Source organism: Arthrobacter sp. NPDC080086, from assembly GCF_040702285.1.
Genome location: NZ_JBFBKP010000004.1, coordinates 1 through 19,063, shown reverse-complemented (window position 1 = coordinate 19,063; position 19,063 = coordinate 1). Strand labels below are relative to the sequence as shown.

The following is a 19,063-nucleotide window of genomic DNA, read 5'->3' as shown; positions in this document are numbered from 1 at the left end:
ATGAAATCGGGACCAAAAAATGGTTGGCTAGTGGGCATGTCTGACCTTTTTCAGGATTACTCCGAGGCCGCCGGCCGCAGCGGGGCGTACGACGAGATGTTCGCGCCCGGCCAGCAGGCCCGCCGTTCCTACGGCCAGGTGGCCGGGGCGCTCCGCGAACTCTCCCTCGCCGACGTCACCGCCCGCGCCGATTCGATGGCCCGCACCTTCCTGGACCGCGGCGTCACCTTCGACTTCGCGGGGGAGGAGCGGCCGTTCCCGCTGGACATCGTGCCGCGCGTCATCCCGGCGGACGAGTGGACCGTCCTGGAACGCGGCGTGGCCCAGCGGGTCAAGGCGCTCGAGGCGTTCCTGAATGACGTCTACGACAAGATGGCCGTCGTCTCCGACGGCGTTATCCCGCGGCAGCTCGTCACCACCAGCGCGCACTTTCACCGCCAGGTCCACGGGTTCGAGCCCGCCGGCGGCGTCCGCGTGCACATCTCCGGCATCGACGTCATCCGTGACGAGGCCGGAACCTTCCGCGTCCTGGAGGACAACGTCCGCGTCCCCTCCGGCGTCAGCTACGTCCTCGAAAACCGCCGCGCCATGGCCAAGGGCCTGCCCGAGGCCTTCGGCCAGCAGCGCGTCCGCCCGGTCGAGGAATACCCCCGCCGCCTGCTTTCGGCCCTGCGTAAGACCGCGCCCTCCGGCGTCGACGACCCCACCGTCGTCGTCCTGACCCCGGGGGTCTTCAACAGCGCCTACTTCGAACACACCCTGCTGGCCGGCCTGATGGGCGTCGAACTGGTGGAGGGCCGCGACCTGATCTGCCGCGGCAACCGCGTCTACATGCGCACCACCGCCGGTGAGCAGCGCGTGGACGTCATCTACAAGCGCATCGACGACGAGTTCCTCGACCCGCTGCAGTTCCGCTCCGACTCCATGCTCGGCTGTCCGGGCCTGGTCAACGCCGCCCGCGCCGGCGGCGTGACCATCGCCAACGCCGTGGGCAACGGCGTCGCCGACGACAAGCTGGTCTACAGCTACGTCCCGGACCTGATCCGCTACTACCTCAACGAGGAACCGGTGATCGCGAACGTGGACACCTTCCGGCTGGAGGAGAAGGAAGCCCGCGAACACGTCCTGGACCGGCTGGATGAACTGGTGGTCAAGCCCGTGGACGGCTCCGGCGGCAAGGGCCTGGTGATCGGACCCGACGCCTCCCGCGAGGAGCTCGACGCCCTGCGCAAGCGGATCATCAGCGACCCCCGCGGCTGGATCGCGCAGCCGGTGCTGCAGCTTTCCACCGTCCCCACCCTCAGCGGCGACAAGTTCGGCCCCCGGCACGTGGACCTGCGCCCCTTCGCGGTCAACGACGGCGACGACGTCTGGGTGCTCCCCGGCGGCCTGACCCGCGTAGCGCTGAAGGAGGGCTCCCTGATCGTGAACTCCAGCCAGGGCGGCGGGTCCAAGGACACCTGGGTGCTGGCCGATTCGGCGCAGGTGCCCGTGGAGGTCATCCCGAAGCCGGCCTTCGCCATCCGGGAGCGGGTCTCGGTCTGGCCGGTGGAAAGCAACTGGCGCGACAGCCAGAAGGAACAGCAACAGCAGCAGATGGCCGAGGCCCAGGAGGTACCCGAGCATGCTTAGCCGGATCGCGGAATCATTGTTCTGGATCGGCCGCTATGTGGAGCGGGCCGACGGCACCGCGCGCATTCTGGACGTCCACCTGGAGCGCCTGAACCACCTGCCGATGGAGGAACAACGCAGCGTCGCCCGGGAGCTGCTGGCCGTCATGGGCGCCCGTCCCCAGTCCGAGGACTTCGGCCTGGACGAGCTGCTGCACGACCTGGCCTACGACAAGCACAGCGCCACCTCCATCGCCGGATCGCTCGGCGCCGCCCGGGAGAACGCCCGCCGCGCCCGGGAAACCGTCTCCTCCGGCCTCTGGGAGAGCCTGAACACCACCTACTACGGGCTGAATCAGCACCGTAAGGACGTGGTGGGCACCTACCGGTTCTGCAACTGGGTGCTGGAGCGGACCGCCATGGTCAGCGGCCTCGCCGACACCACCGTCAGCCACGACGAGAGCTGGCTCTTCCTGGTCCTCGGCCGGTCGCTGGAACGCGCCGACATGACCGCGCGCATGCTCTCCACTCGCGACGTACTCTCCGCCGGCATGTCCTGGGTGAACATGCTCCGCTGCGCCGGCGCCTACGAATCCTTCCTCCGCACCCGCCGGGCGGCCTTCGGCGACCAGCACGCGGCCGAGTTCCTGCTGCTGGACCGGCTCTTCCCGCGCTCGATCGTGTACGCGCTGCGCGACGCGGACGATTGCCTGGCCAAGCTGGACCCGTCGGCCCAGCGTGTGGGCTTCATCAACGATGCGCGCCGGATCGTGGGCCAGGCCCGCACCTTCCTCGAGTTCCACCGGACCGATGACCTGATGTCCGAGCTCCCCGAGCACATGGAGCGCGTGCAGAAGGCCGTCTCGCAGGCCTCGGACGCCATTTCCCGTAAGTACTTCAATCAGGCAGACGAACTGGCCTGGGTGGGAGAAGTTTCATGACCCGGCTGAGCATCACGCACCGGACCGCGTACAAGTACAACAAGCGCGTCACCCTCTCCTACAACGAGGCCCGGATGACGCCGCTGACGGACCCCCAGCAGGTGGTTCTGGAGTCTTCCATGAAGGTCTCACCGTCGCAGGCAGCGCTCAGCAGCTACCGGGACTACTGGGGCACCCGGGTCACGGCGTTCGACATGCAGATGCCGCACGAGCACCTCGAGGTCCTCTCCACCACCACCGTGGAGGTGCATCGGGTGGAGCGGATCCCTTCGGAGGCCGACATCGTGGGCTGGGACGTGCTCACCGCCCCGGAGACGCTGGACCAGTTCAGCGACTGGATCCCGCAGTCGCAGCTGACCGGTCCCGGCGCGGAGGTCCTGGACATCGTCCCCGGCGTCGTCGCCGGCCGCAACCCGCACGAGGCGGCCATGGCCGTGTTCGAGTGGATGCGCGGGGAGATGACCTACATGAAGGGCTCCACCGGCGTTACCACCAACGCCGAGCAGGCCTGGAACCAGCGTCAGGGCGTCTGCCAGGACCTGGCCCACCTGGCCATCGGCGCGCTGCGTAGCTGCGGCATCCCCGCCCGCTATGTCTCGGGTTACCTGCACCCGCGCTCGACGGCGGCCATCGGCGAGACCGTCGCCGGCCAGTCGCACGCGTGGCTGGAGTGGTGGGACGGCGAGTGGCGCAGCTGGGACCCGACGAACCACAAGCCTGCCGGGGATTTCCACGTCACCGTGGCCCGCGGCCGGGACTACCGGGACGTGCCCCCGCTGAAGGGCATCCTCTCCGGCGGCGGCGGTTCGGCACTGTCCGTGACGGTGGAGATCACCCGCCTGGCCTGAGCAGGCACCGGATAGGGCAACGCCGTCCGGCTACTCCAGGCCGGAGCGGGTGGCGTCGTCCAGCGGCGTCCACCAGGTCAGGGGCGGCACGATCTTGAAGCGGCGTCCGGTCACGGAATCCGGGGTGATCCGGACGAAGTGTTCCTTCTTTCCCGCCTGCCACGGGAAGAGGAGCAGGCCCACGGTGTCCAGCACTTCCTCCTGGTTTTTCACCGGGGCGGCCTGGCCCTTGACCACCACGCTCCACGCGATCCCGGTGTCCGCGTCCACGCCGTCGGCCTCCACCGCCACCGGAGTGTCGCCCGTGGCGGCCTGGAGCTTGGTGCCGTCCGCGGTGCGGAACACCAGGGTGCCGTGGTCCACCTTGTAGTTGATCGGGAAGATATCCGGATGGTCATCCACCCAGACCGCCATCCGGCCGACGCTGACGCTGCGCAGCAGCCGCCAGCATTCGTGGTTGTCCAGGTTTTCGACGGCGTGCGGTCCTGATGCGGCGTCCTTTTTGTCCACGGGGTGCCCTGTCTGCTGCGGGTCAGTGCTCATGGCGGCGAGCTTATGCCAGAGGGCCCGGGGCAATCTAGGGACCAACGTCCCGCCGGGCCGCAAGTGGGGTGCTTCGGCTCTGGCCCCCGGCGCCCGGGAGTGGGAGTATTCTGACAGCAAACCATCAGCGTGGATGGTGGATGTCAGCATCTTGCACAGTTTGCGGGGGCACCATGCAGTCTCTTGATCAGGGACCGGACTCAATAGCGTCCGGCAACGCCAAAGCCGAAGACGTACTCAGGGATCTCGTCACCCGGGGCGGGGAACTGATGCAATCCCGGGAACGAATGGCCGGACTGCTGGAAGCGGTGGTGGCCCTGGCCGAGGACCTGAGCCTCGACGCCGTACTGGAACGCCTCGTCCAATCCGCCTGCACCCTCCTGCACGCACGTTACGGCGCCCTGGGCGTGATGGGAGAGGACAACACCCTGAACCATTTCGTCACCGTCGGCATCGACGCCGCGGCTGCCGCCCGGATCGGCCGCCAGCCCACCGGCCACGGGGTCATGGGCCTGCTGGTCAGCGACCCCAAGCCTCTGCGACTGCACAAGCTCGGCGCCCACCCGGAGGCCACCGGCTTCCCGCCGAACCACCCGCCGATGAACACCTTCCTGGGCGTCCCCATCCGCGTCCGGGACAAGGTCTTCGGCAACCTCTACCTGACCGAGAAGGCCGGGGGAGAGGACTTCAGCGATGAGGACGAGGCCCTGGCCGTGGCGCTGGCCGCGGCGGCCGCCGTCGCGATCGAGAACGCCACCCTGTACGACGACGCCCGGCGCCGCGCGCGCTGGCTGGAGGCGTCGATGGATGTCACGGGCACGATGCTCGCCGGCGACGGAGACCACCTCGAATCCGACCTCGATCCCATTGCCGAGCGGGCCCGGCTCGAATCGCGGTCCCGGCTCGCTCTGATTGTCGCCCCAGCCGACTCAGCCGCTGGCCACGTGGTGGTCGGCGCGGCGGGGGAGCAGGCTGCCGACTTCAGCGGCGCCCCGCTCCTACTGAACCATCCCGAACTGCAGGATGTCCTCGCCGGTGGCGAACCGGTCCTCTTTCCCTCGGCCTCCAGCGTGCTGGAACTATGCGATGACCACAGCACCGGACCGTTGCTGGCGGTCGGCCTCAGCGCCCGCGGCTCCCACCACGGACTTCTGTTGCTTGCCCGGGAGCCCGAGGCCGCCCCGTACGACCGGACCGATCGGGAGATGGGGGCCGTGTTTGGCTCGCACGTGGCGCTGGCCATGGAACTGGCGCGCGTTCACCGGCTCCGGGAGGAACTGCTCGTCTTCACAGACCGGGACCGGATCGCCCGTGACCTGCACGACCTGGTCATCCAGCGGCTCTTCGCCGCGGGCCTCAGCGTCCAGAGCCTGGCACGTTTCACCAAGGACGACCTCGCCACCGAACGGATCCGGAACATTACCGGCGAGCTCGACGAAGCTATCCGCAGTCTCCGGGATACCATCTACTCGCTCCGGCACAGCCAGACCGATTCCGACCCGCTCAGCGGACGGATCCGCCGCGTGGCCAGGAGTTCGGCGAAATCGCTGCCGTTCACGCCGCGGCTGACGCTGACCGGCCCGATCGACACCGTCCCGGCGGAGAAGGCCGACAATGTGGTGGCCGTGGTCTCCGAGGGGCTGAGCAACGCCATCCGGCACTCGGGCGCGGACGCGATTTCCGTTTCGGTGGCCGTGGTGAAGGGCCGGGTCACGGTGGTGGTGACGGACAACGGGTCGGGTTTCACCAACGCGGCGGCCCGCAACGGCCTGGCCAATCTGGAGGACAGGGCACGGATGCTCGACGGCGAGTGCGTGATCGTCTCAGCCCCGGACGAGGGAACCAGCGTGGAGTGGTCCGTCCCGCTCTAGCCCGGGCGCAGGCCGGCGTCGTTTTCAGGCCTGCGTGCCCGGGGACCTGTGGCGACCGGCTCAGGCGCCGTTGGCGTGCTGCGCGGCCGGGCTGGCGATGAACACCGCGGCCTGGGTCCGCCGCTCGAAGCCGAGCTTGGCCAGCAGCGAGGAGACGTAGTTCTTCACCGTCTTTTCGGCGAGGAACATCTCGGCGGCGATCTGCCGGTTGGTGAGTCCCTCGCCCACGAGCTCCAGCACGCGGCGTTCCTGCGGCGTCAGCGCGGCGGTCCGCGGATCGACTTCCTCCGGTTCCACCAGGCTCTCCATGACGCCCTCCGCCACGCCCTTTTCGTAGAGCGACTCGCCGGCCGCGGCGCGCCGCAGCGCCCCGATCAGGTCGGTCCCGCCGATCTCTTTGAGGATGTAGCCGGACGCGCCGGCGAGGACCGCGCCACGCAGTGCCTGGTCGTCGTCGAAACTCGTGAGGATGATGCAGTTCAACGAGGGATCGATGGAGCGGACGTCGCGGCAGACCTCGATCCCGGTTCCATCCGGCAGCCGGGCGTCCAGGACACAGACGTCCGGATGCAGGGCCGGGATGCGTCGGGTGGCCTCCACTGCGGAGCCGGAACTTCCGACGACTTGGAATCCCTCGCCCTCGAGGAGTTCCTGCAATCCGCGGCGGACCAGCTCGTGGTCGTCGAGGATGAAGACCTTGATCACCGCCGCGGTGCCCTCTGGTGCGGTGAGACCGGCATCTGCCCAGGCAATCATGTGTTTCCCATCCGGCCGCCGTCCGAGGCTGCCCGGGAGCCTGACGGACCCCGGCGCCCGGCCGGCGCCCTGTTCACGCGTCCTGCCGGCAGCGGACTGCGGCAGACTGACGATCCAACCTTCATGCAACTGTGGCTCCCCCCGAAGCCACGGCGGCGGCGGTGCGCCCGAAACCGTGTCCCCGGGTGGGCTGTGCCGACGGGATCTCCGCCGGTAAACCGCTGCCACGGCCATTCTCATCCCCCGTGCTCACCTGCGTAAAGGGCCGTTCGTCCCCCGGCGCGGCGGAGCCGGGAAAGGTGACCTTTGGCCCTAGCCGGGGAACGCCGTCGCCGTAGTGTTTGAAGCCATGCCCCACCGGTGCAACGGGTTCGGGCACGGCACAAGGCAACACAGGCGGGCAAGCGAAGGGGAACACAGATGAGCGAGGCACAGGGCATCCGCAGCATCCTGGTAGGCGTCGACGGTTCGGACGCCTCGGTGGAGGCCCTCCGGCAGGCACGGGTCCTGGCCGAGCCGTTCCATGCCCGCGTCACCGCCCTGGCCTGCTGGGACTTCCCGCCGGTCTACGACGGGTATGTGGCCATGGGCATCAACGACTTCGACGTCCGGGCCGGAGAGATCCTGCAGGACGCGCTGAACACCGCCTTCGGCGACACGCTCCCGGAGAACGTCGAATCCCGGTTGGTGCAGGGCAACCCGCGGCGGGTCCTCATCGACGAGTCCCGCAACGCGGACCTGATGGTGCTGGGCCGGCGCGGCCACGGCGGCTTCGGCGGACTGTTGCTCGGCTCGGTCAGTTCTGCACTCGTGGCCCATGCACACTGCCCGGTCCTCGTGGTGCACACGCCGGAGAAGCGGCGCTAGGAAGAGTTGCCGGCGCCCCCGAAGGCTCTACTCGAAAGAGGCTCGCCGCGGGTCCGCCAGCCGGGTCTTCCAGACATCGGGCTGGGTCACCTTGAACCGGCGGCCGGTCAGCGCCTTGGGCGGCACCCGCACGTAGAAGCTCTTCTCTCCCGGCTGCCAGGGTTCCAGCAGCAGGGCGTCCACCGCGTCCTTCTCGGCCTGGTCCTCGACCAGTTCCGCCTCGCCGCGGGCCATGACGCTCCAGGCTGTTTCCTCGTGCGCGTCGTAGCCGTCGATTTCGAACGCCACCGGCTTCGCGGTGATTGCGCCCCAGAGCTTCGTGCCGCCGGCGGTGCGGAAGACGATCGAGCGGCGGTGCAGGACAAAGTTCACCGGGAAGACCTCCGGATGGCCGTCCACGATCAGCGCGACCCGGCCCACCACCTCGCTGTCGAGGAGGGCCCAGCACTGGTCCATGGACAGGTTGAAATCCGGCGGAGGCGTCGTCGTAGTCACAGGTCCACGGTACGGAGGCGCCCCCGCACGGATCAGGGCCATTAGGCCCGTGGCGTCACCAGGGGCTGGGCTTGTAGTCCTTCAGGAACACCCCGTACTGGTCCTCCCCGGCCTCGCCCATGACGATCGGGTCGTAGACCCGCGCGGCACCGTCCACGAGGTCCAGCGGGGCGTGGAAGCCTTCCTCCATCAGCCGGACCTTGGTGTAGTGCGGCCGCTCGTCGGTGATCCAGCCGGTGTCGACGGCGGTCATGAGGATCCCGTCGGTTTCCAGCATCTCCTTGGCGCTGGTGCGCGTCATCATGTTCAGCGCGGCCTTGGCCATGTTGGTGTGCGGGTGGCCGGGACCCTTGTAGGCACGGGAGAACTGGCCCTCCATGGCGCTGACGTTCACGATGTACTTGCGCCGGGCGTCCGAGCGCCGCATCGACGGCCGCAGCCGGCTGACCAGCAGGAAGGGTGCGGTGACGTTGCAGAGCTGGACCTCGAGCATCTCCAGCGGGTCCACCTCGTCCACCACCTGGGTCCAGCTGTTGATGGTGGCCAGGTCCGGGACCAGGCCACCGGCGTCGATTGCGGTGCCCGAGGCGATGCGCTCCAGCGATGCCGAGCCGGTCGAGAGCGCCAGCGAGGTGATGGCGTCCCCGGCCAGCACCGGGTGGTCCAGCACGGAGGAGGCCAGGGCCAGCGGGTGCTTGTCGTGGGCGTGACCGAAGGTGACCAGCTCGGGGCCACCGTTCGCGGCCTGCAGCTCGGCCGGCAGCGGCTCATCCTCGGCGTCGACCAGGGGCTTGTAGGCGTTGCCGGAGCGGCGCACGGTCTGGGCGGCGTTGTTGATGATGATGTCCAGCGGGCCGGCGGCGTCCAGGGAATCGGTCAGGGCCATCACCTGGGAGGGGTCGCGCAGGTCGATACCCACGATCCGCAGCCGGTGCAGCCAGTCGGCGCTGTCCTCCATGGCGGCGAACCGGCGGGCGGCGTCCTTGGGGAACCGGGTGGTGATGGTGGTGTGGGCGCCGTCACGGAGCAGCCGCAGGGCGATGTACATGCCGATCTTGGCCCGGCCGCCGGTCAACAGCGCCCGGCGTCCGGTCAGGTCCGTGCGGGCGTCGCGCTTGCTGTGGCTGAAGAGCGCGCACTCCGGGCAGAGCTGGTGGTAGAAGGCGTCCACCTGGGTGTAGTGCTGCTTGCAGATGTAGCAGGGCCGGGACCGGATCAGGTGGCCGGCAACCTCCCCGGTGGCGGAGGTGGCGAGCTTGTTGCCGCGGGTCTCGTCGTCGATCCGGTCCGGGGCGGCGGTGGCGGTCTGGGCGATCACGGCCCGGTCCGCCTCGGCGATCAGGTCCCGCTTGGTGGTCCGCCGGTGCCGTTTGACCGCCTTGAACATCTTGCCGGTAGCGCGGCGGACGGCGACATAGTCCGGGTGCTCGTCGTCGTAGGCGTGGATGGTGTTCAGCACCTTGAGACAGGCGGCGATCTCTTCGGGGCTGAGGTCGGCCACCGGCACGGCCTCCGCGGGGGTGTCGCTGGCCGGTTCGGAGGGCAGGTCGGGGGAGCTCATTGTGCCAATTTTACCGGCAGCGCAGGGCTCCTCCCGACGCCCCCGTCGGTTACGGGGCCTGGGTGTGCGGGGCGGCCGGGGTCTCGACGCCGACGGCGGCGGCGTGCACCTCGCCCACCTTCTCCATCGACTCCCGGCCGGCCGGCCAGTTCTCGGTGGCCGTCCGGACAGCATCCGGCACCTGGTACAGGTTCGCTGCGGAGAGGGCGCGCTCGGCCTCACCCGGCTCCGGGACCTCCTGGCCCTTGGCGAGGACCGTGATGCCGGAGTCGGTGACCTTGAAGCCGCGGGCGCGGTCCAGGTCCGGGTCCAGGCCGATCGCCGCGCCGGCGGGGATCCGGACGTTCTTGTCCACGATCGCGCGCTTCACGACGGCGCCCGGGCCGACCTGCACCTTGTCCATCAGGACCGAGTCCAGGACCCGGCTGGCGGTGCTGACGTAGACGTCGTTGGAGAGCACGGAGCCCTCCACGATGCCGCCGGAGATGACGACGCCGCTGGCGACGATGGAATCCAGGGCAGTGCCGACGGTCTTGCCCTCGCCGCGGACGAACTTCGCCGGCGGGGAGATGCTCTGCCGGGTGTAGATCGGCCACTCGGAGTTGTAGAGGTTGAACACCGGGACGGGGGAGATCAGGTCCATGTGCGCGTCGTAGAACGAGTCGATGGTGCCGACGTCGCGCCAGTAGGTGCGGTCCCGTTCGGTGGAGCCGGGGATGTCGTTGGTGGTGAAGTCGTAGACGCCGGCCTCGCCCTTGTCCACGAAGTAGGGAATGATGTCCCCGCCCATGTCGTGCTTGGTGTCGAGCCGTTCGGCGTCCACGTGCAGGGCCTCCACGAGGGCATCGGCGTCGAAGACGTAGTTGCCCATCGAGGCGAGGAACTGGCTGGGGTCGGCGGCGAGGCCCGGGGTGGAGGAGGGCTTCTCGACGAACGCGGCGATCTTCTGGTGGTCGTTCTGGTCCACCTCGATCACGCCGAACTGGTCCGCCATGTGCAGCGGCTGGCGGACCGCCGCCACGGTGGCCTTGGCGCCGCTGGCGACGTGCTGTGCCACCATCTGGGCGAAGTCCATGCGGTAGACGTGGTCGGCGCCGACCACGACGACGATGTCCGGGTTGGCGTCGTGGATCAGGTTCAGGGACTGGTAGATGGCGTTCGCGCTGCCCAGGAACCAGCTCTTGCCCACGCGCTGCTGGGCGGGGACGGAGGCGATGTAATTGCCGAGCTGGGTGGACATCCGCCAGGTTTCGGAAATATGACGGTCCAGGCTGTGGGATTTGTATTGAGTGAGCACCACAATCTGCAAATAACGGGAATTCACGAGGTTCGAAAGAGCGAAATCAATGAGCCGGTAACTGCCGGCGAAGGGGACGGCCGGCTTGGCCCTGTCCGCCGTCAACGGCATCAGCCGATTCCCCTCGCCACCTGCGAGGACAATGGCCAAGACTTTTTTCTGCTGCGGCATGGTGATCGCTCCTGAACGCCTTCGTAACTCCCCAAAACAGTCCGGTGTGCCCGGACCTCTTCACACTAGAACAGATCAGCCCGAACGACTACCTTGGGGAATGTGCGAATAGACATAGTGACCAAGGAATTTCCGCCCGAAATCTACGGAGGCGCCGGCGTCCACGTGGCCGAACTGAGCCGCGTCCTGGCCAGCCACGTGGACCTGCAGGTGCGGGCCTTCGGCGCCCCCCGCGATCCCGACTACCACGGTGCCACCGTGACCTCCTACCCCGTCCCGGAGGACCTGGCCGGCGCCAACGCCGCCGTCCAGACCCTCGGCGTCGACCTCCGGATCGTCCCCGACGTCGCCGGGGCCGACCTTGTGCACTCGCACACCTGGTACGCGAACATGGCCGGCCACATCGCGGCCCTGCTGCACGGCATCCCGCACGTGCTCAGCGCCCACAGCCTGGAACCGCTGCGGCCGTGGAAGGCCGAGCAGCTCGGCGGCGGCTACGCCGTGTCCTCCTGGGTGGAGAAGACCGCCTACGAGTCCGCCGCCGCGATCATCGCCGTCTCCGAGGGCATGCGGCAGGACATCCTGCGCAGCTACCCGGACGTGGACCCCGCCAAGGTGCGGGTGGTGCACAACGGCATTGACGTCAGCCTGTGGAACCGGGACGAGAACGACGATGCCATTCGCGCCCTCGGCATCGACCCGGCCCGGCCCAGCGTGGTCTTCGTCGGCCGCAACACCCGGCAGAAGGGCGTCCCGTACCTGCTGCGGGCGGCCGCCGAACTCCCGGCCGACGTGCAACTGGTGCTCTGCCTCGGCGCCGCGGACACTCCGGAACTGGCCGCCGAGACCGCGCGCCTGATCGAGGACCTGCAGGCCCGGCGCAGCGGCGTGGTCCTGATCGAGCGGATGCTGCCGCGGCACGAGCTCATCCAGGTGCTCAGCCACGCCACCGCGTTCGCCTGCCCCTCGATCTACGAGCCGCTCGGCATCGTCAACCTCGAGGCGATGGCCTGCGGCGCTGCGGTGGTGGCCAGCGCCACCGGCGGCATCCCCGAGGTGGTGCAGCACGGCGAGACCGGACTGCTCGTGGTACTCGAACAGGTCACCGACGGCACCGGAACCCCGCTGGATCCCGAGAAGTTCGTGCGCGAATTCGCCGCCGCCCTCACCGAGGTCGTCTCCGATCCGGAGCGTGCCCGCGCCATGGGCCGGGCCGGCCGGCGCCGGGCCGAGGAGCACTTCTCCTGGGAGTCGATCACGGAGACCACGCTTGAGGTCTACCGCTCGGTCCTGCCGCAGTAACCTTGCCCGCAAGGCGGACCGGCCGGCAGTAGCCCGGCCGGTCAGCACGGCAGATTAACGACGGCGGCGCCGTCCCCATCCCTGGGGGCGGCGCCGCCGTCGTCGTATCGGACGCGGGGTGCGGACCTAGCGCTTGGCCTTACCCGCGGCCTTGGCAGCCTTCTGCTCCCGCGCCTCGCGGGCCAGGAGAGTCTTCTCATCCACCGGGGCCTGGCCGCTGGCGCGCTGATGCCGGAAGTACTCCCGCGCCTCATCCTGCCGGGTCTTCTCGGCGCCGGTGGCGATCGCGGCCCGGAGGTGCTCGGGGCCGAAGCCGAAGGCGTCCACCAGGTCCAGGGCGTGCGGGCGGATCTTCACCAGCAGGCGGTTGATGTATTCGCCCACGGTGCGGGCGCGCTGCATGGAGAGGCGGCCGTTCATCAGGTACCAGGAGAGGTGCTTCTCGATCAGGGAGAGACCGAACAGGTCACGCAGCCAGGTCAGCACGGTCTTGGTGCCGGGGTCGGTGACCCGGTGCAGGGCCTCGGTGAAGGCCTCCCACTGCAGCAGCTCGGCGTGCGCCAGGGCCGCCTCGATGAGTTCGTCCTGGTGGCTGTTGAAGAGGGCGGCGGCCTTCTCCTGCGGGAGCTTGTTCGCCCCGCGCAGCGCGGATCCGACCTCGGCCACCATGGCCTGGACGCGCTCGGTGAGCAGCGCGCGCTGGTTGGCCTCGTCCTTGATGGCGCTGGCGGCCTTCTGGACCGAGCCGGTGTCCACCACGAACTGTGCCACGCCGCGCAGGCCGGTGCGGTGGATCGCCGCGCCGCCGGCCTGGCCGACGACGTAGCGGGCCAGCACGCCGAAGTCGGCGCCGCGGAACTCCTTGGCGTAATCGGCCAGCAGGCGCTTGGCCACGAGCTGCAGCAGGACGGTGTTGTCGCCCTCGAAGGTGGCATACACGTCGAGGTCCGCATGCAGCGAGGCGAAGCGGTTCTCGATCAGGAAGCCGGCGCCGCCGCAGGCCTCGCGGCACTCCTGGATGGTGTCCAGGGCGTGCCAGGTGCTCAGCGGCTTGAGGGCCGCGGCCAGGGTTTCCAGGTCCTGGCGGTCCTCGTCCGTGTCGGCGCGGCCGGAGAAGACGTCGTCGAACTTCTCCAGCAGCTGCTCGCTGGCGAAGCCGGCCGCGTAGGTGGTGGCCAGGCGGGTGAACAGGCGGCGCTGGTGCCGCTGATAGTCCAGCAGCACCTCTTCGTCGGTGTGCGAGGAGGCGTTGAACTGGCGGCGTTCGGTGGCGTACTGGATGGCGGTCTTGAGTGCCAGCTTGGAGGCGGTCACGGCGGCGCCGTCGAGGGACACACGGCCCTGAACCAGGGTGCCCAGCATGGTGAAGAAGCGCCGGCCCGGGCTGCCGATTGGCGAAGTGTAGGTACCGTCGGCGTCGACGTTGCCGTAGCGGTTGAGCAGGTTGGTGCGGGGGACCCGGACCTGGGTGAAGTGCAGCCGGCCGTTGTCGATGCCGTTGAGGCCGCCCTTGACGCCGTCGTCCTCGCCGCCGATGCCGGGCAGAAACTCCTTGGTCTCCGGGTCGCGCAGCTCCACGTAGAAGGCGTGCACGCCGTGGTTGACGCCCCGCGTCACCAGCTGGGCGAATACGACGGCGGCCAGGCCGTCGTTGGCGGCGTTGCCGATGTAGTCCTTCCAGGCGGCGCGGAACGGCGTGTGCAGCACGAATTCCCCGGCGTCCGGGTCATACGTGGCGGTGGTGGCGATGCTTGCGACGTCGGAGCCGTGGCCGGTCTCGGTCATGGCGAAGCAGCCGGGGATCTCCAGGCTCATGATGCCCGGGAGCCACTTCTTGTGGTGTTCCTCTGTGCCCAGGTGGTTGACGGCGGAGCCGAACAGGCCCCACTGGACGCCGGCCTTGATCTGCAGCGACGGGTCGGCCACCACGAGTTCCTGGAAGCCGGCAATGTTGGCGCCGTGTTCGTCCGCGCCGCCGAGTTCCTTCGGGAAGGCCCGGTGCACGGCGCCGTTGTCCACCAGGATGCCGAGCTGGCCGAACACGCGCTTGCGGTGATCGGTGTGGGTCAGGCCCTCGATCTTGTGCAGTTCCTCGCGGCCGGCCAGTTCGCGGGCCTGGCGGCGGACGTCCGCCCATTTGCCCAGCAGCTGCTCACCGAGCGCGGCGACGTCGACGGCGGGGGCCGCGTCCCGGGTGGCACCCGCTGCGGGGCTGCCGGTGCCCTGCGGGCGGGCGGCGGCGGGGCGGGAGGAGCTGGTGGTGTCCGGGGTGCGGTCGGCTAGTTCAGTCATGTCGATTCCTTCGTTGGCACTGACATCGTTCAGGTGTTGCGGTTTCCGGCGCGGGGCCGGGTGGATCGTGGTGCTGGTGGGCGGGTGCAGGGGCAAGGGTTCAGGGGGAGGGCAGGTCGGAGAGTTCGGGGGCGATGCCGAAGCAGAGCCAGTCGGTGATCTGCCGCGCCATCGCCTCCTGCCCGGGTTTGGCGGGGGAGTCGGGGCTGGCCAGCCACTGTTCGCCGGCGTTGCGGACCAGGCCGATCGCGGCGTTGGGCCAATAGCCGATCACGGCCTCCTTGCCCGGGGCCGCGCGCAGCTGCTGGCGCATGGGGGCGGCGATCATCTCGCTGATGGCGTCGAAGAAGTGCCCGAGGGCGCCGGCGGCGGCAGGCCCGTTCTGGCTTTCGGGCTCGCCTGGCGCGGACCGGGTCACGAACGTGTAGACGTTGGGGCTGGTCTCGGCCATCTGCAGGTAGGCCGACACCATCGCGAAGAGGCCCTCCCGCGGAGTCTGTGCGGCCTGTGCGGCCTCACCGATCCGGCGCTGCATCTGGTTCAGGACAACCTCGCCAACGGCCTGCTGCAGGCCGGCCTTGTCCCCGAAATAGCGGTAAAAGACCGACTTGGAGGTCCCGGCGGCGGCGGCGATGTCCTCCATCGAAGCCTCGCTGCCCAGGGCATGGACCGCACGGCGGGCCGACTTGATGAGTTCGCGGCGGCGTTCCTCGCGGTGTGACTGCCAGCGGGAGGCGCGCCCGTCGACGGCGGCGCCGGGCGTGCCGGAGGACGCGCCGTGCGCGGCGGGGTCTGCTTCCAGGATGTTCACGATACCCAGCGTATCAGGTACGCTGGGTATCAGTAACCGTTCAGATCCCTAGGAGACAGCCCATGCCTGAAAACGGAACGCCCGCACCCGGCCCGCAGGACTCTGTAGCTCGCCCGGCGGCACCGGTGCAGCAGCTGCGCAAGGCCGTCGTCGTCGGCGGCAACCGCATCCCGTTCGCCCGCACCGGCGGCGCCTACGCCAAGTCCTCCAACCAGGACATGCTGACCGCCGCACTGGACGGTCTGATCGCCCGCTTCGGCCTGCAGGATGAACGGATCGGCGAGGTGGCCGCCGGCGCCGTGCTGAAGCACTCGCGCGACTTCAACCTCACCCGCGAGGCCGTCCTGGGTTCGGCCCTCTCCGCCGAGACCCCCGCTTACGACCTGCAGCAGGCCTGCGCCACCGGTCTGGAGACCGTGCTGGGCCTGGCCAACAAGATCAAGCTCGGCCAGATTGACTCCGCCATCGCCGGCGGCGTTGACTCCGCTTCGGACGCCCCGATCGCCGTCAGCGAGGGCCTGCGCGAAATCCTTCTGGACCTCAACCGCGCCAAGACCCTGCCGCAGCGGCTCCAGATCCTCAGCCGCATCCGCCCCAAGGACCTGGCCCCCGACGCGCCCAACACCGGCGAGCCGCGCACCGGCCTGTCCATGGGTGAGCACCAGGCCCTGACCACCGCGCAGTGGAAGATCACCCGCGAGGCACAGGACGAGCTGGCGTACAACAGCCACCGCAACCTGGCCGCCGCCTACGACGACGGGTTCTTCGACGAACTCATCACCCCGTACCGCGGCCTGAGCAAGGACTCCAACCTGCGCCCGGACACCACCCTAGAAAAGCTCGCCACGCTCAAGCCAGTCTTTGGGAAGAACCTCGGCGCCGAGGCCACCATGACCGCCGGCAACTCCACCCCGCTGACCGACGGTGCCGCCACGGTGCTGCTGGCTTCCGAGGAATGGGCCGACGCCCACGACCTGCCCAAGCTCGCCACCGTCCTGGACGGCGAGGCGGCCGCGGTCGACTTCGTCCACGGCAAGGACGGCCTGCTGATGGCCCCCGTCTTCGCCGTGCCGCGCCTGCTGGCCCGCCACGGACTGACCTTTGACGACATCGACTTCTTCGAAATCCACGAGGCCTTCGCCGGCACCGTGCTTAGCACCCTCGCGGCCTGGGAGGACGAGGAGTTCTGCCGGACCCGGCTGGGGCTCGACGGCGCGCTGGGTGCCGTGGACCGGGCCAAGCTCAACGTCAACGGTTCCTCCCTGGCCGCCGGCCACCCGTTCGCCGCCACCGGCGGACGGATCGTCGCCTCGCTGGCAACCATGCTGCACCGCAAGGGCACCGTGGACGGCCGCCCCGCCCGCGGCCTGATCTCCGTCTGCGCCGCCGGCGGCCAGGGCGTCGTCGCCATTCTGGAAGCACACTAGGGGGAACCGGATGACTGACAAATACACCCAGTTCGTGAGCCGCGGCCTCGGCCGGGACATCGCGAAGAAGCTCGGCCTGCCGCAGCCGGTGGAACTCCGCCGCTACCGGCCCGGCCAGCCGCTGATCGAAGGACCCATCCTGGTCCAGGGCGCCGGTGCCGGCGCGGACGAGCTCGCCGCGGCGCTGCTGGCGTGGGATCTCGACGTCCGCCGCCACGCCGTGCCCCGGGAGAAGCTCGGCGCCATCATCCTGGTCCTCGACGAGGCCGCCCGGCCCGAGGACCTTGAGAGGCCCGTCCTGACCGCCGCCGCCTCGCTGCGCGACCTCGCCTCCGGCGGCCGCGTCGTCACGATCTCCCGTTCCGCCGCCGAGGCGACGGATCCGGCCGCCGCGGCGGCCCGGCAGGGAGTCGACGGCCTGCTCCGGTCCCTCGCCAAGGAACTGCGCGCCGGGGCCACCGGCAACGGCATCGTCCTGGCCGACGGCGCCCGGACCACCAGTCCCGGAACGCTCGGCGCCCTCCGGTTCTTCCTCTCCGGCCGTTCCGCCTTCGTCGACGGCCAGTTCCTCACCGTCACCTCCGACGCCGGCGAACTGCCCGCGGACCCGGAGAAGCCGCTGACCGGCAAGGTCGCGGCAGTTACCGGCGCCGCGAGGGGGATCGGCGCCGCGATCGCCCGCACCCTGCACCGCGACGGGGCCACCGTGATCGTCATCGACATTCCCGCCGCCGGGGACCACCTCGCGGCCGTCGCCAACGAGGTCCACGGAACTGCACTGCAGCTGGACATCACCCGCGAAGATGCCGGCCAGCGGATCATCGACCACGCCGTGCAGCGCCACGGCCGCCTCGACATCGTTGTCCACAACGCCGGCATCACCCGCGACAAGCTGCTGGCCAACATGGACCAGTCCCGCTGGAGCTCGGTGATCGGGGTCAACATCGCCGCGCAGCTGCGCATCAACGAGGCCCTGCTCGCCTCCGAGCACTTCCGGACCTCGCCGCGGATCGTTTCCGTGGCTTCCACCAGCGGCATCGCCGGAAACCGCGGCCAGACCAACTACGCCGCCTCCAAGGGCGGCGTGATGGGCATGGTCCGGGCCACCGCACCGCTGCTCGCGGAGCACGGCGGGTCGATCAACGCCGTCGCCCCCGGCTTCATCGAAACCGAGATGACGGCCAAGATCCCCTTCGCCACCCGCGAGGTGGCGCGCCGACTGAACTCCCTGCAGCAGGGCGGCCGGCCCGGCGACGTGGCCGAGGCCATCGCGTTCCTGGCCAGCGACGCCGCCGGCGGCATCTCCGGAGAGGTGTTGCGGGTCTGCGGCCAGAACCTGGTGGGAGCATGAGTCCGGCGCCTGTGCTGCTGGCGGAGATGCCGTCGCTGTCCAAGTTGTACGTCAACGCTGCCGCGTCTGCGGCGCGTAGACGGCTGCTCGGGGCCCACGGCGGCACCGCGCTGCCGGCCGAGAGCCACGAGGTCCGCGGAGTCCGAGCCGGCGTCGACAACCTGACCGCCTACCAGCACCTGATCGGTGAAACGGCCAGCGACATCCTGCCGGCCGGTTTCATCCACGCCCTGGCGTTCCCGCTGGCGATGTCCGTGATGAACCGGGACGATTTCCCGCTGCCGCTTTTGGGCATGATCCACCTCGAGAACACGGTGGAGCAGTCTGCGCCGGTGCTGTTCACCGAGCCGCTGGACATCCGGGCCTGGGCGGAGAACCTGCGCGGCCACCGCGCCGGCACCCAGCTGGACCTGGTGGCCGAGGTCCGCGGGGCGGCCGAGGACGGCAACGCCGCTGACACTGTCCGGTGGCGGGGCGTGTCTACCTACCTCGCCAAGGGTGTTTTCCTGCCCGGCATCGACAAGCCCTCCACGGCCCAGGCGCCGGCCGCGTTCACCGCGCCGGACCCGACGGCGCTGTGGCAGCTGGGCGTGGACACCGGGAGGGCCTACGCCGCGGTTTCGGGTGACTTTAACCCGATCCACCTGAGCGTGCTCAGCGCCAAGGCTCTGGGCATGCGCCGTTCGATTGCGCATGGGATGTACCTGGCGTCCCGCGCGCTGGCCGACGTCGGTGCCGCCAAGGGCGACGCGTTCCGCTGGGACGTCCGCTTCGAGGCGCCGGTGTTCCTGCCGGCCCGCGTGGCGCTGGACATCAGCACTACGCAGGCCGAGGAGGGCACCTGGCTCGGCTCGGAGTACGTGGCGTGGAGCCCGCGCTCGGGCCGGAAGCACTTCAGCGGTTCCGTCACGCCCCTGTCG

At 69.6% G+C, this 19,063-nt stretch carries 16 protein-coding genes; 9 read left to right on the top strand and 7 right to left on the bottom strand.

Annotated features, from left to right (window positions below; genetic code table 11):
• Positions 1-36 precede the first annotated feature (36 nt).
• The 3 genes from AB0305_RS02915 to AB0305_RS02905 are packed head-to-tail and all read left to right on the top strand — an operon-like array spanning position 37 to position 3,399.
• Complete coding sequence (locus AB0305_RS02915; RefSeq protein WP_364137374.1) at positions 37-1,632, top strand: circularly permuted type 2 ATP-grasp protein; 1,596 nt, start codon at positions 37-39, stop codon at positions 1,630-1,632.
• Positions 1,625-2,551, top strand: a complete 927-nt coding sequence (locus tag AB0305_RS02910) for an alpha-E domain-containing protein (RefSeq protein ID WP_290258886.1) — start codon at positions 1,625-1,627, stop codon at positions 2,549-2,551. Before AB0305_RS02915 ends, AB0305_RS02910 begins: the two co-directional genes overlap by 8 nt.
• Positions 2,548-3,399, top strand: coding sequence for a transglutaminase family protein (locus AB0305_RS02905; protein WP_364137372.1), 852 nt, complete (start codon positions 2,548-2,550; stop codon positions 3,397-3,399). Before AB0305_RS02910 ends, AB0305_RS02905 begins: the two co-directional genes overlap by 4 nt.
• A gap of 30 nt (positions 3,400-3,429) precedes the next feature.
• Here AB0305_RS02905 and AB0305_RS02900 read toward each other — a convergent pair whose 3' ends face one another.
• On the bottom strand, positions 3,430-3,942 hold the full coding sequence (locus tag AB0305_RS02900) for a pyridoxamine 5'-phosphate oxidase family protein (protein ID WP_364137370.1): 513 nt from the start codon (positions 3,940-3,942) through the stop codon (positions 3,430-3,432).
• Positions 3,943-4,115: 173 nt separating this feature from the next.
• On the opposite strand from AB0305_RS02900, the gene AB0305_RS02895 reads away from it, so the two are divergent.
• The gene (locus AB0305_RS02895; RefSeq protein WP_364137368.1) at positions 4,116-5,813 is read left to right on the top strand and encodes a GAF domain-containing protein; all 1,698 of its coding nucleotides are present in this window, start codon (positions 4,116-4,118) and stop codon (positions 5,811-5,813) included.
• 60 nt (positions 5,814-5,873) lie between these two features.
• On the opposite strand, the gene AB0305_RS02890 is transcribed toward AB0305_RS02895, so the two are convergent.
• Positions 5,874-6,569 carry a response regulator transcription factor gene (locus AB0305_RS02890; RefSeq protein WP_290258882.1) on the bottom strand — a complete coding sequence of 232 codons (696 nt, stop codon included), beginning with the start codon at positions 6,567-6,569 and terminating at the stop codon, positions 5,874-5,876.
• A 420-nt stretch (positions 6,570-6,989) separates the two neighbouring features.
• On the opposite strand from AB0305_RS02890, the gene AB0305_RS02885 reads away from it, so the two are divergent.
• Positions 6,990-7,436: a universal stress protein gene (locus AB0305_RS02885; RefSeq protein WP_364137366.1), complete on the top strand. Its 447-nt coding sequence runs from the start codon at positions 6,990-6,992 to the stop codon at positions 7,434-7,436.
• A gap of 27 nt (positions 7,437-7,463) precedes the next feature.
• Here AB0305_RS02885 and AB0305_RS02880 read toward each other — a convergent pair whose 3' ends face one another.
• The 3 genes from AB0305_RS02880 to glgC form a co-directional block, all read right to left on the bottom strand.
• A complete protein-coding gene (locus AB0305_RS02880; protein ID WP_364137944.1) occupies positions 7,464-7,892 on the bottom strand; it encodes a pyridoxamine 5'-phosphate oxidase family protein in 429 nt (142 codons plus the stop codon).
• A 94-nt stretch (positions 7,893-7,986) separates the two neighbouring features.
• On the bottom strand, positions 7,987-9,438 hold the full coding sequence (locus AB0305_RS02875; protein WP_364137942.1) for an SDR family NAD(P)-dependent oxidoreductase: 1,452 nt from the start codon (positions 9,436-9,438) through the stop codon (positions 7,987-7,989).
• 103 nt (positions 9,439-9,541) lie between these two features.
• Positions 9,542-10,966, bottom strand: coding sequence for a glucose-1-phosphate adenylyltransferase (glgC, locus tag AB0305_RS02870; protein ID WP_364137940.1), 1,425 nt, complete (start codon positions 10,964-10,966; stop codon positions 9,542-9,544).
• Positions 10,967-11,062: 96 nt separating this feature from the next.
• Here glgC and glgA point away from each other — a divergent pair, with 96 nt between their 5' ends.
• Positions 11,063-12,262 (top strand): glycogen synthase, encoded by a 1,200-nt coding sequence (gene glgA, locus AB0305_RS02865; RefSeq protein ID WP_364137364.1) that lies wholly within the window; start codon positions 11,063-11,065, stop codon positions 12,260-12,262.
• A gap of 126 nt (positions 12,263-12,388) precedes the next feature.
• On the opposite strand, the gene AB0305_RS02860 is transcribed toward glgA, so the two are convergent.
• Both AB0305_RS02860 and AB0305_RS02855 read right to left on the bottom strand, forming a co-directional pair.
• Positions 12,389-14,554, bottom strand: coding sequence for an acyl-CoA dehydrogenase (locus AB0305_RS02860; RefSeq protein ID WP_364137362.1), 2,166 nt, complete (start codon positions 14,552-14,554; stop codon positions 12,389-12,391).
• Between the two features lie 100 nt (positions 14,555-14,654).
• Complete coding sequence (locus AB0305_RS02855) at positions 14,655-15,359, bottom strand: TetR/AcrR family transcriptional regulator (protein ID WP_364137938.1); 705 nt, start codon at positions 15,357-15,359, stop codon at positions 14,655-14,657.
• A 68-nt stretch (positions 15,360-15,427) separates the two neighbouring features.
• Between AB0305_RS02855 and AB0305_RS02850 the strand changes: the two genes are divergently transcribed.
• The 3 genes from AB0305_RS02850 to AB0305_RS02840 form a co-directional block, all read left to right on the top strand.
• Positions 15,428-16,792 carry an acetyl-CoA C-acetyltransferase gene (locus AB0305_RS02850; RefSeq protein ID WP_364137360.1) on the top strand — a complete coding sequence of 455 codons (1,365 nt, stop codon included), beginning with the start codon at positions 15,428-15,430 and terminating at the stop codon, positions 16,790-16,792.
• A 10-nt stretch (positions 16,793-16,802) separates the two neighbouring features.
• Positions 16,803-18,143, top strand: a complete 1,341-nt coding sequence (locus AB0305_RS02845; protein WP_364137358.1) for a 3-oxoacyl-ACP reductase — start codon at positions 16,803-16,805, stop codon at positions 18,141-18,143.
• Positions 18,140-19,063, top strand: a 924-nt coding sequence (locus tag AB0305_RS02840; RefSeq protein WP_290258873.1) for a MaoC/PaaZ C-terminal domain-containing protein, incomplete at its 3' end; no start/stop codon positions are given. The genes AB0305_RS02845 and AB0305_RS02840, both read left to right, overlap by 4 nt.

Coding starts and splice junctions, on each gene's coding strand:
- AB0305_RS02915 (WP_364137374.1), top strand. CDS start 37: ATGTCTGACCTTTTTCAGGATTACTCCGAGGCCGCCGGCCGCAGCGGG.
- AB0305_RS02910 (WP_290258886.1), top strand. CDS start 1,625: ATGCTTAGCCGGATCGCGGAATCATTGTTCTGGATCGGCCGCTATGTG.
- AB0305_RS02905 (WP_364137372.1), top strand. CDS start 2,548: ATGACCCGGCTGAGCATCACGCACCGGACCGCGTACAAGTACAACAAG.
- AB0305_RS02900 (WP_364137370.1), bottom strand. CDS start 3,942: ATGAGCACTGACCCGCAGCAGACAGGGCACCCCGTGGACAAAAAGGAC.
- AB0305_RS02895 (WP_364137368.1), top strand. CDS start 4,116: ATGCAGTCTCTTGATCAGGGACCGGACTCAATAGCGTCCGGCAACGCC.
- AB0305_RS02890 (WP_290258882.1), bottom strand. CDS start 6,569: ATGATTGCCTGGGCAGATGCCGGTCTCACCGCACCAGAGGGCACCGCG.
- AB0305_RS02885 (WP_364137366.1), top strand. CDS start 6,990: ATGAGCGAGGCACAGGGCATCCGCAGCATCCTGGTAGGCGTCGACGGT.
- AB0305_RS02880 (WP_364137944.1), bottom strand. CDS start 7,892: ATGGACCAGTGCTGGGCCCTCCTCGACAGCGAGGTGGTGGGCCGGGTC.
- AB0305_RS02860 (WP_364137362.1), bottom strand. CDS start 14,554: ATGACTGAACTAGCCGACCGCACCCCGGACACCACCAGCTCCTCCCGC.
- AB0305_RS02850 (WP_364137360.1), top strand. CDS start 15,428: ATGCCTGAAAACGGAACGCCCGCACCCGGCCCGCAGGACTCTGTAGCT.
- AB0305_RS02845 (WP_364137358.1), top strand. CDS start 16,803: ATGACTGACAAATACACCCAGTTCGTGAGCCGCGGCCTCGGCCGGGAC.